Here is a 10,764-nt window from a genome sequence, read left to right on the forward strand (position 1 = left end):
CGAGCAGCCACCGACTGGGACTGCCCCCTGCTTGACTGTCGCCCATGTCGGCCACGCGCATCCCGTACCCGACCGCCCGCCCGGTGTACGCCGCCGCGGCGCGCTGGCGCGACGAGTGCCTCGTCGACGACCGGTCGCTGTTCAGCGGCGGTCCCGGCTCGACCTTGGACCAGGCCGCGGAGCTGGTGCGGGACTTCGTCGAGCGCCCGGACACCGGCAGCGGGTCGTTCGTCTCCAAGCTGTCGACCCAGCTGGCGACGTCGTCCCGCGGCGCGGTGCAGCTCGCCGCCGAGCTGATGTTCGTCCACCTGCTGATCGCCCGCTCCGACGTGATCGGCGGCAGCAAGAAGCGTGCGATCGTCGGCCGGATCCTCGGCTTCGCCGACGGCACCACCCCACCGCCGAGCGAGCTGGCCCAGGCGTTGGACGCCGGTCTCGTGCGCACGGGCACGGCCTACGGCACGTACCGCTGGAAGCTCTTCGGCTTCCTGGTCGAGGTCGTGGCGATGGTGAAGAGTCTCCCCCTCGACGAGCGCCGCGCACTCCTCGACGACCCTCACCGGTTCAGCGCCGCGCTGGGGAACCTCGACCTCACCCAGGGCGCCGGGATCCAGCGCGCCGCACTGGAGCACCTGCTCTTCCCCGACGCCTTCCCACCCGTCGTCGGCACCAGCGGCCGCAGCCGGATCGTCGCCACGTGGCCCGACCTCGCCGGGCCGGCGGACCTGCCGCAGTCGGTCCGGCTCGGCAACGTCTACCGCGGTCTCGCCGAGCGCGCGGGAGCCCCCGATCGGTTCGTGAACCTCTGGCGCGCCCCGCACTACTGGGAGTGGGACGCACCGCCCTCCCCCGCGTGGACGCGCGCGGGGCGCTGGCTCGAGTGGACGTCCGAGCGCATCGACCTCGAGGCCGACGAGCGCGCCTACAAGCTGGAGGCGACGCAGCGCCTCGTCGCCGTGCGGGACCTGGTCGAACGCGACGACCCGTCGTGGGCCGCCGACCTGGCCAAGGCCTTCCGCGGGACGAACCTCGTCAACTACCGCGCCTACGACGAGCTGCTGGCGTGGGTCCAGGCCGACCAGACCGCAGCCCGCCGGGCGTTGCTCGCCCTGTGGACCGACCCCAGCGCCGCAGCGCTCGACGACTTCCGGCGAGCGCTGCCGAGCGACGTCCTGGCGGAGCAAGGGTCACGCCTCAGCGTGTCGTCCATGCTCCGGATGGTCCACGGTGCGGACGTCCAGCCGCCGTGGCGGTCACGCTACGTCGGCCGCTTCGCCAACATCGTCGCGTACCGGCGCAGCGAGCCGACCGCACCGGACAGCGAGGTCTACGACGGCTTCCTGGCGCTCCTCGACCTCGTCCTCGACCTCATGCACCGACGCGGCACCCCGCTGCGCGACCGGCTCGACGCGCAGGGTCTGATCTGGACCGCCGTCGACGCCGCCGAGGTGCCCGGGAGCACGCCGGCCGAGCTCGACGCGCTGCTCGCGTGGCGCAAGGGCAAGCACGTCGACCCGCCGTCAGCCCCGACCGCGCCTGACGGCCCCGAGACGACCGACCCCACGGCCACTGACGCTCCCGTGACGGACGAGAGCCTGGCGGACCTCGCACACCGGCTCCACCTCGACGAGTCATTCCTCCAGACCGTCGACGAGCTGCTCCAGGACCGCAACCAGGTGATCTTCACCGGCAGCCCCGGCACGGGGAAGACGTACGTCGCGCGCGAGTACGCCCAGTGGCTCGCGGGCAGCCCCGACCGCTGCCAGATCGTCCAGCTGCACCCGTCCTACGGCTACGAGGAGTTCGTCGAGGGCTACCGCCCGCAGCAGGACGGGTACGTGCTGCGCGAGGGTCCGCTCAAGACGATCGCACGCGCCGCCGCGGCCGACCCCGCGCACAGCTACGTCCTCGTGGTGGACGAGCTGAATCGCGGCAACGCCGCCCGTGTGTTCGGCGAGCTGTACCTGCTGCTCGAGTACCGCGGCGACGACGCCCGGCTCATGTACTCGGACGAACCCTTCCACCTGCCGGCCAACCTGTACCTGATCGGCACCATGAACAGCGCCGACCGGTCGATCGCCCTGCTCGACTCCGCCCTGCGGCGACGCTTCTCGTTCGTCGAGTTCGACCCGCAGCAGCCGCCGTTGTCCGAGGTTCTGCCGACGTTCCTCGCGACCCACGCGCCCACGCTCGCCTGGGTCGCCGACGTCCTGCGCGAGGCCAACCGCCTCATCGACGACCCCGCCGCCTCGATCGGCCCCAGCCACTTCCTCCGGAAGGACCTCACCGCCGCGCACGTCGAGCGGATCTGGACCTTCGACGTGCTGCCCACGCTGCGCGAGCATCTGTGGGGACGGACGGCCCTGCTCGACTCCCTGACGCTCGACGCGCTGCGAGGCACGGGGGCACCCACGGCGGCGGCAGATGTCGACGACGCTGACGCTGACTGAGTGGCGCACGACCCGCGGCCTGGCCCTCACCCCCGCGCAGGTCCGGCTGCTCCAGCAGACCTTCCGGGCAAAGGTCGAGGCCGAGTCCTGGACGCCGGACGGCACCGTGCGGTGGTCGGTGACTCCGACGAGCATCGTCGGTGCGGCCTCTGCGGACGGCGCCGACGTCGTCGTCCGACCGAAGACGCCGGTCGGCAACGTGCTCTTCCTGCTCGGGGTGGCCGCCGGCCGCAAGGCTGACACCGTCCTCGACGACGTCGTCCAGCTCGCGCAGGCGCCCGACCTCACCACCGCGGTGGCGGCACTGTTCGCCCGCGTCACCGAGCGGGTGCTCCAGGACGGCGTGCTGCGCGGATACCGACCGGTGTCAGAGACACGTCACACCGTCCGCGGACGGGTCGACGTCGCCGAGCAGCTGCGCCGACGCCCCGGACGAGGGGCGCCCGTCGCCGTCCGGTACGACGAGCACGACGAGGACGTCCTCGAGAACCGCCTCCTGCTCACCGCCGCCCGCGCGTTGACCCGTCTCCGGCCGCACCCCGACGTCCAGCGCAGCCTCCACCGCATCGTCGCGGCACTCGACGACGTCACGCCGCTGCGCATCGACGGGCCGGTCCCGGACGTCGCCTGGACGCGTCTGAACGTCCGCTACCGGCCCGCCGTCGACCTCGCCCGCCTCGTGCTCGGCGGGTCCGGCCTCGACCTGGCGCTCGGCGACACCGCAGCCGTGGGCCTCGCGGTCGACATGAACTCCGTCTTCGAGCGGTTCGTCTGCAGCGCGCTCGCAGACGTCCTGTCGGGGCGCGGCGGTCGACCGGCCCCGCAGGACACCACGTGGCGCCTCGACGAACGTGGCACGGTCCACCTCCGACCGGACCTCGTCGTGTACGACGCCCGCGGGGTGCCGTCAGTCGTTCTCGACACCAAGTACAAGGTCACCGACGGCACGTCGGCCCCTCCGTCGGACGTCTACCAGATGCTCGCGTACTGCACGGCGCTGGCACTGGAACGCGGCCACCTGGTCTACGCACGAGCTGAGGGCATCCCCGCGCTCGTCGTGCGCCACGGCGGGCCGACCATCATGGTGCACTCCATCGACCTCTCGACACCGCCTGCCCTCATCTGGGCGCAGATCCGAGCGCTCACCACGCACCTCGCGTGACACCGGAGGTCGTCTGGAACGACCCCTCCCTCCGGCAGACGCCATCACGAGTCCGCGGACGTCTCCCCAGGCTCGGGCGTCGTCGGGTCATCGGCACCGACCTTGCGCCCCCGTCCTCGTCTGACCACACCCGAGACCGCGCTGGCAGCACCGGCCGCCGCGCCCTTCACGGCGGAGCCGGCACCCTTCACCGCCGTCACGGCCCTGGCTTCGTCGGGCACGCCGTCCCCGTCGAGATCGACGGATCGGAACACGTCCGTCAAGCGTGTCGCCGCCGCTCTCACGTCACCGCCGAGCTCGGCGACCTCACCGGCCGCCGCCTGGAGTGCGAGCACCGCGCGAGACGGTTCCGCCGGTCCGCGCTCAGCCTTCGCGAAGTCCACGAGCGCGGATGGGAACGTCTCGGGCTCGCCGGGGAACGCAGCGCGTGACGCCTTGACCACGTCCCGACCGAACGTGAAGCTCCCGACCCCGCCGATCACGGCTCCGACGCCGAAGGGGATCACCTTGCCGACCGTGCCCGCCCCGAGCTTGCCGCCGACCTTGATCGCTTCCCGTGCGAGCACGGTCAGCACCGGCGCGAGCGCCGAGTCTGGCAGCTGCTGGGTGAGCACCTCGCCCCAACCGTTCGGCAGTGCCGTCCCCACCACCCCCGCCGCGACCGTGCGGGCGTCGGCACCGTCCATCCCGGGAATCGCCCCGAGGACCACCTTCGTGACCTGGCTCTGGGACTTCTCGCCAAGCATCATCCCGAAGACCAGAGGCCGAGCACGTGCCGCGTCGCTCACCTCGACGCCGTGCAGCTCGGCCACCGCAAGCACGTACAGCGCCGTCGTCTCGTAGAAGAACAGGAGGTCCGCTGCGCCCAGTCCGAGCGCGATCGCTACTCCGACACCAGGGATCGCCGCAGACAGACCGACCCCGGTGCTCGCGGTCGTCACCGTCCGCACGTACCGTCGATCGAGTTCTCGGCGCAGCTCGGCCGCCGTCGCCTCAGGCGCATCGCGGCGCAAGGAACGGAGGTACTCCAGGACGACAGGCCGCTGCACGGCGATCGCCTTGTAGATCTGCGCCTGCACACCCTCGGCCCCGAGAGCTCCACGCGCCGCATCCACGAGGTCGGGCCCAGGCACCGTGCCGGTCGCGGTCGTCTCCGTGTTCTGTTCGGTCATCTCGGTCCGTTCGCCGTTCGGAGGTGTCCGCGGCGCGGGCGAAGGGCCTCACCCGGAGGATCGGGCGGCTGCGACACGCTCTTGAGCAAGAATCGCCCCAAGGCGTCGAAGTACCAGCACGGCATTTCACGTCGGCAGCCCCGGCACCACGACGTACCCCTCGCCCACCGTCCCCAGCACGATCATCCGCTCGCGCTGCGTCCCCCAGAGCCACGCGAGGTACGCGCACACGATCGCGTCGACCTCGTCCTCGACCCGCTCGAGCACGGCGGCCCGCTCGGCGCCCGCGACCTCGTGGCGGATCGCCGCCCACCGTGCGTCGTCGCCGAGCCCGAGCGTGTCGCCCATGACGTCCTCGACGTGGTCGAGGAACTTGGCCCACGCGGCCTGCCGCACCGCGAGCGACCGCCCCTGCTTGGCCTTGTACGGCAGCACGCACGGCAGCCCGAACAGCACAACCATCGCCGGGTGCGGGTACACCTCGACCGCCACGGACACCCCGCGTCCGGGCCGGACGTCCGGGTCGACGTGCCAGCCGTGCCGCCGCGCGAGGGTCTCGGCGCGCGGCGGGTCCATGTGCGGACGGCCCCGGTTCGACGGGTGCGCACCGGCGTGGAACCGCCCGAAGTGCCGCGTCACCAGCGCCTCCCCCAGCCGCCGCCCGGTGAGGTTCGGCACGACGAGCGGTGCGTCGACCGCCACGACGACGTCCCGCCCGCCCGTGTGCCGGTCGAGGACCGCGTCGATCTCGTCGTCCGTGCGCACGGACGACGAGTGCACCAGCCGACCACGCTCGTCGAGCACCGCGACACCCGTGCGGGCCGCCCGTCCCCACGCGAGGTCGAGCCCGACGTACCTGCGCGGCTCGTCGCGCACGGTTCCTGCTCTGCTCACCGGGTCAGTGAACACCGCCGCGCCGACACGAGCCCGGGCGGGTAGGGGCCGTCCACAGATCGGCTGAACCCTCACCGCCGCACCCTCGCGAACCGGTACCTTCCCGGCATGCGGATGCAGGGGCGAACGACGCGCGCGGCGGTGGTGACGGGGATGGTCGTGCTCGTGGCCGGTGGGTGCACGGGGTCACCGGAACCGGGGCCCGCGACGTCTGCGACCACAGACACGACGTTCTCGCCGACCGCGACGCCATCAAGTTCACCAACACTGGACGCGATGATGCCGCCTGAGCGGCCAGCCGAGATGTCGGACCGGAGTGCCACCGGGGCGTCCGCCGCCGCCTCCTACTTCTTCGCGCTGTACCCCTACGTCTTTGCGAGCGGCGACCTGACGGAGTGGTCGGCGCTGTCGTCGGAGACGTGCGAGTACTGCCAGAACGTCAGGAGGAGCGTCGAAGACCAGACAGCACGCGGAGTCGTGGGAGAAGGCGCCGAGATCACGATCGAGTCCGCTGAAGGCATCGAAGTGGCACCCGGGGAGACGTATGCGGCCGATCTCGTCGTCGTTCAGGCACCGTCATTCGAAGTGACGAAGGACGGGGAACGAGTCCCCGACGGCGACGGAGGGCGGTTCCAGATTCACGTTGCCCTCGGGTGGGAGTCGGGTTGGGTCGTCCGAGCGATCGACGCGGCCCGTGCGTAGTGCAGGGCTCCACAGGCTCGGGCCAGCTCTGCTCGTCGCGGCCGTTCTCGCGGCCAGCACCTCCCCTGCCGCACGGGCTGACGACCTCGACGCTGCGGTCTCCGACGACCAGAAGGCCTACCTGATCACCGTCGGCGCCGTTGAGCGTCGGGCAGAGCAGAACGCCGCGATTCCTCTCGAGCAGCGGCTCGTGGACTACCAGCGCGCCCCGAACTGCCAGAACCCCGACGGCACCTGGATCCGCGGCTCGGGCGACGGCACCTGCCCCCACGGCGAGGGCACCCCCAACGCACCCGTCCTGTGCGCCGGCCCCGGCCAGAGCGTCGTGTGGCCCATGTGGCGACGCGAACGCACCACCCCCGCCACACCCTGGGGCCCCTGGACCCGCCTGGACTTCGGCGGCTGCAGCACCGACCTGCTGCCCACCCTCACCGAAGCCGACTTCCGCCGCCTGCCCCTGCCCGCACCCACCCTCACCCTGCAACCCGACCGCGGCTGGGTCCTGATCAACATCGCCACCATCGTCACCACCGACCCCGACCCCATCACCCTGCGCACCGACCTGCTCGGCCACGGCATCACCGTCGAAGCCACCCCCACCACCTGGACCTACGACTTCGGCGACGGCCACACCCTGACCACACGAAGCCCCGGGCACCCCTACCCCCACCACGACGTCTTCCACGAATACGAGACCCCCGGCACCACCACCATCACCCTCACCGCCACCTGGACCGGCCGCTACCTCATCGACGGCACCACCACCTGGCACACCATCAACGGCACCGCCACCACAACCACCACCAGCACCCCCCTCACCATCGAAGAACGCACCTCCCACCTCGTCGCCACCCACTGCAACACCCGCCCCAAGCCCGCCGACTGCTGACGGAGGCACGGATCACACGCATCCGAGTTGTTCACTGTTACAGTGAACAACTATGGAGGCGAGCCGGCGCAGGGCAACCAACGCACTCGCTCGCGCCCTGCGGGATGCTGTGCCGACTAGTCCGGTCACCATCGACGGCACGACGGTCACCCTGGAGCACCACGACGCACAGCACCTCGTTCCGGTGTGGGCCGGCGAGGGCTACCCTGCCGACGTCGCGCTCGCCCTGCGCACCATCGAGGACGCCGTCGATGCGCACGCGACGCCCGTCGTCGTGGCGCGCCGCCTGTCACCCGGCAGCCGTGCGCTGCTCGCCGAACGCGGCGTCAGCTGGGCGGACGAGGCTGGCGGCATCGACCTCACGGCCGGTCCGGTCCTCATCCGCATCCCGAGCCCGCCCGCCCCGCCGCCTGCTGCGCCCGCACGATTCACCGCCGCGGGAGCCGCCGTCGCCGAGCACCTGCTGCAGCGCTGCGCGACCGGGGAGACGAGAGTGCCCCCGGTCGACGAGCTCGCCGCGACGGTGCACGTGTCGCGCGGGGCCACCTCGCGAGCCCTGGCGTACCTCGACTCGCAGGGCTGGACGACGGCCGTCGGCCCCCGCCGCGGCCCGACCGCGGCACGCGAGGTGAGCGAACGCGGCGCGCTCCTCGACGCCTGGTGCACCTGGTACGCGTCGCGCGCCGACGACGCGGTCGGTGCGCACACCCTGGTCCGTGACGCCGAGACCTGGATCACCGACGTCGTCGCCCGCGCCTGGCCGCCATCGGCGTGGGCCGTCACCGGGCTCGTCGCGCTCGACGCACGCGCACCGCTGGGGACCACGCCGTCGCCCATCGACCTCTACCTGGACGGCCCCGAGTTCGACGGCTCGATCGACACGCTGCTCGCGTCCGCGGGGATGCGCCGCGCCGAGACGGGCGTGCGCGTGCGCGTGATCCGCGCCGACAGGTACACCCTCCCGCTCGCGCGCGCCGCCGCGACCGCCGCCCCCTTCCCGGCCGTCGGCGACGTCCGGCTGTACGGCGACCTGCGCCGCCGCGGCGGCGTGCGCGCCGAGGAGTACGCGACGCACCTTCGTGAGCAGAGGATCGGGTTCTGATGCGCGACCGTCGCACGCGTGCGCTCGCCGAGCGCGCGCTCGCCCGCCTCGTCTCGCACGCCGCCGGGCACGCCGAGGAGTTCGTCGTCGTCGGCGGCCTGAACCCGGACCTGCTGGCGCCCGTGCCGGACGCACCCCACCAGGGGACCGCCGACATCGACCTCGTGATCGAGATCGGCGTCGTCTACGACCGTGACGAGCTCGACCTCGGGTGGCTCGAGCACGCGCTCGACGCGGCGGACTTCCAGCCCACCGGTGATGCGCGGGCGTGGCAGTGGGTGACGAGCGTCGACGGGGTGCCCATCCGGATCGACCTGCTCGTGGACGTGCTCGACCACGTCGGGCAGCAGATCGCGGTCCCCGGCTGCGACCGGATGGCGGTCATGAACGTCGCCGGGCCCGGAGCGGCGCTGGGGTCTCGCGTGATGCGTCCGATCCCGCTGACGGACGAGGGGGCGCCGACCGTGGACGCGCCGTTCGCCGACCTCGGCGGCTACCTGCTGGCCAAGGCCGCGGCCGTGCTGGGCCGACGGCAGGACAGAGACCCGTACGACCTGGCGTTCGTCCTGCTCCACAACATCGCCGGCGGGCCGGTGGCCGGAGCCCGAGCGGCACTGGCCGCGTTGCCCGCCGGGCGCGAGCGCGAGTACCTCGCCGGGTTCCGCGCCGCGATCACCCAGCTGGCCGATCCCGCCGGGCGGCCCGCACAGCTGTACGCCGCGCAGCGCCTCCTCGACGGCGACGACCTGCCACGCGACGTGCTCGCGGCGGACGCCGCAGCCGCTGCCGCGCTCGCGCTGGCCACGGTCGACAGCCCCTCCTGACCCACGGACCCTCGCCCTCGACCCCACCCCGGTCCGTCCACAGATCCGCTGAACCCTTCTCGCCGGACCGTCGCGAACCGGTACCTTCCCGGCATGCGGATGCAGGGGCGAGCGATGCGCGCGGTGCTGACGACGGGGCTGGTCGCGCTGGCGGCCTTCGGGTGCACGGGGTCGCCGACACCCGAGCCCACGACGTCTGCGACTCCCGACAGAAGCGCGCCCCCTTCCCCGAGCGCGACGCCGACATCGGCCCCGACGCAGGGCATGACGGCCCCTCCCGAGCGGCCGGACGCCATGGCGACGCCCAACGCCGACGGCGCCGCTGCGGCAGCGAGCTACTTCATCTCGCTGTTTCCCTACGTGCACGCAACCGGCGACTTCACCGAGTGGGACGCCCTCTCGGCTCCTGGATGCCAGTTCTGCTCGGGGGTGAGATCCGATGTCGTCGAGGTCCGCGGTCGCGGGAACCGCACGCTCAGCTCGGCCGAGGTCCTCTCCGCGTCAGGCCTCGAAATCGAGGCCAACCGCTGGTACTCCGCCACGCTTCACGTCTCGATCGGTCCGTCGACGGAGGTAGACCCGCAGGACGCGCCGGTGCGGGAGCACCCTGCCGAGGACCGCGCCATCGATGTGGTGATGACGTGGTCCGACGGTTGGCAGATCGACGAGATCGGGCCCGCCGCCACAACGGAGTCGTGATCGGCGATGACGGTCAACCGATGGCTGATGGCACTGGCGGCAGCCTGCTGCGCGACGCTCATCGCGACGTCTGCCAACGCTGACGGGCCCGGCTCGCCGATCTTCGGGGGAAACCTGCAGGACGGTGCCGCGCACCTCGCGGCAAATCGTGCCGAGGAGCAGGCGCGTCGGAACCAGTCAGTCCCCTTGGAGCAGCGGCTCGTGGACTACCAGCGCGCCCCGAACTGCCAGAACCCCGACGGCACCTGGATCCGCGGCTCGGGCGACGGCACCTGCCCCCACGGCGAGGGCACCCCCAACGCACCCGTCCTGTGCGCCGGCCCCGGCCAGAGCGTCGTGTGGCCCATGTGGCGACGCGAACGCACCACCCCCGCCACACCCTGGGGCCCCTGGACCCGCCTGGACTTCGGCGGCTGCAGCACCGACCTGCTGCCCACCCTCACCGAAGCCGACTTCCGCCGCCTGCCCCTGCCCGCACCCACCCTCACCCTGCAACCCGACCGCGGCTGGGTCCTGATCAACATCGCCACCATCGTCACCACCGACCCCGACCCCATCACCCTGCGCACCGACCTGCTCGGCCACGGCATCACCGTCGAAGCCACCCCCACCACCTGGACCTACGACTTCGGCGACGGCCACACCCTGACCACACGAAGCCCCGGGCACCCCTACCCCCACCACGACGTCTTCCACGAATACGAGACCCCCGGCACCACCACCATCACCCTCACCGCCACCTGGACCGGCCGCTACCTCATCGACGGCACCACCACCTGGCACACCATCAACGGCACCGCCACCACAACCACCACCAGCACCCCCCTCACCATCGAAGAACGCACCTCCCACCTCGTCGCCACCCACTGC

At 72.2% G+C, this 10,764-nt stretch carries 10 protein-coding genes; 8 read left to right on the forward strand and 2 right to left on the reverse strand.

The genetic code is table 11. From position 1 onward, the window contains the following. Positions 1-44: 44 nt before the first annotated feature. Positions 45-2,450, forward strand: a complete 2,406-nt coding sequence (locus tag E4A51_RS08665; RefSeq protein ID WP_134851463.1) for an McrB family protein — start codon at positions 45-47, stop codon at positions 2,448-2,450. Beyond that, positions 2,425-3,612: an McrC family protein gene (locus tag E4A51_RS08670; protein WP_134851464.1), complete on the forward strand. Its 1,188-nt coding sequence runs from the start codon at positions 2,425-2,427 to the stop codon at positions 3,610-3,612. The genes E4A51_RS08665 and E4A51_RS08670 overlap by 26 nt, the downstream gene beginning before the upstream one ends. 44 nt (positions 3,613-3,656) lie before the next feature. Here the strand turns inward: E4A51_RS08670 and E4A51_RS08675 are convergent, their stop codons facing one another. Together E4A51_RS08675 and E4A51_RS08680 are read right to left on the reverse strand one after the other, a co-directional pair. Next, positions 3,657-4,784: a hypothetical protein gene (locus tag E4A51_RS08675; RefSeq protein WP_134851465.1), complete on the reverse strand. Its 1,128-nt coding sequence runs from the start codon at positions 4,782-4,784 to the stop codon at positions 3,657-3,659. A gap of 126 nt (positions 4,785-4,910) precedes the next feature. Next, complete coding sequence (locus tag E4A51_RS08680; RefSeq protein ID WP_167748867.1) at positions 4,911-5,678, reverse strand: DUF429 domain-containing protein; 768 nt, start codon at positions 5,676-5,678, stop codon at positions 4,911-4,913. 108 nt (positions 5,679-5,786) lie between these two features. Here E4A51_RS08680 and E4A51_RS08685 point away from each other — a divergent pair, with 108 nt between their 5' ends. The 6 genes from E4A51_RS08685 to E4A51_RS18575 all read left to right on the forward strand — a co-directional run. Then, positions 5,787-6,380 carry a DUF6318 family protein gene (locus E4A51_RS08685; protein ID WP_134851467.1) on the forward strand — a complete coding sequence of 198 codons (594 nt, stop codon included), beginning with the start codon at positions 5,787-5,789 and terminating at the stop codon, positions 6,378-6,380. Beyond that, a complete protein-coding gene (locus tag E4A51_RS08690) occupies positions 6,373-7,269 on the forward strand; it encodes a hypothetical protein (RefSeq protein ID WP_134851468.1) in 897 nt (298 codons plus the stop codon). Before E4A51_RS08685 ends, E4A51_RS08690 begins: the two co-directional genes overlap by 8 nt. Before the next feature lie 109 nt (positions 7,270-7,378). Then, entirely contained in the window at positions 7,379-8,371 is a 993-nt protein-coding gene (locus E4A51_RS08695) for a hypothetical protein (RefSeq protein ID WP_134851469.1), read from the forward strand. Beyond that, entirely contained in the window at positions 8,371-9,195 is an 825-nt protein-coding gene (locus tag E4A51_RS08700) for a hypothetical protein (RefSeq protein WP_134851470.1), read from the forward strand. Before E4A51_RS08695 ends, E4A51_RS08700 begins: the two co-directional genes overlap by 1 nt. Positions 9,196-9,288: 93 nt before the next feature. After that, positions 9,289-9,894, forward strand: coding sequence for a DUF6318 family protein (locus E4A51_RS08705; protein WP_134851471.1), 606 nt, complete (start codon positions 9,289-9,291; stop codon positions 9,892-9,894). Positions 9,895-9,900: 6 nt separating this feature from the next. After that, positions 9,901-10,764, forward strand: an 864-nt coding sequence (locus E4A51_RS18575; RefSeq protein ID WP_206120004.1) for a hypothetical protein, incomplete at its 3' end; no start/stop codon positions are given.

The sequence above is a fragment of the Cellulomonas sp. HD19AZ1 genome, assembly GCF_004535805.1.
Classification (GTDB): Bacteria; Actinomycetota; Actinomycetes; order Actinomycetales; family Cellulomonadaceae; genus Cellulomonas; species Cellulomonas iranensis.

What these genes read in the sequence shown, in the direction of transcription:
- E4A51_RS08665 (WP_134851463.1), top strand. Translation starts at nt 45, where the DNA reads ATGTCGGCCACGCGCATCCCGTACCCGACCGCCCGCCCGGTGTACGCC.
- E4A51_RS08670 (WP_134851464.1), top strand. Translation starts at nt 2,425, where the DNA reads ATGTCGACGACGCTGACGCTGACTGAGTGGCGCACGACCCGCGGCCTG.
- E4A51_RS08675 (WP_134851465.1), bottom strand. Translation starts at nt 4,784, where the DNA reads ATGACCGAACAGAACACGGAGACGACCGCGACCGGCACGGTGCCTGGG.
- E4A51_RS08685 (WP_134851467.1), top strand. Translation starts at nt 5,787, where the DNA reads ATGCGGATGCAGGGGCGAACGACGCGCGCGGCGGTGGTGACGGGGATG.
- E4A51_RS08700 (WP_134851470.1), top strand. Translation starts at nt 8,371, where the DNA reads ATGCGCGACCGTCGCACGCGTGCGCTCGCCGAGCGCGCGCTCGCCCGC.
- E4A51_RS08705 (WP_134851471.1), top strand. Translation starts at nt 9,289, where the DNA reads ATGCGGATGCAGGGGCGAGCGATGCGCGCGGTGCTGACGACGGGGCTG.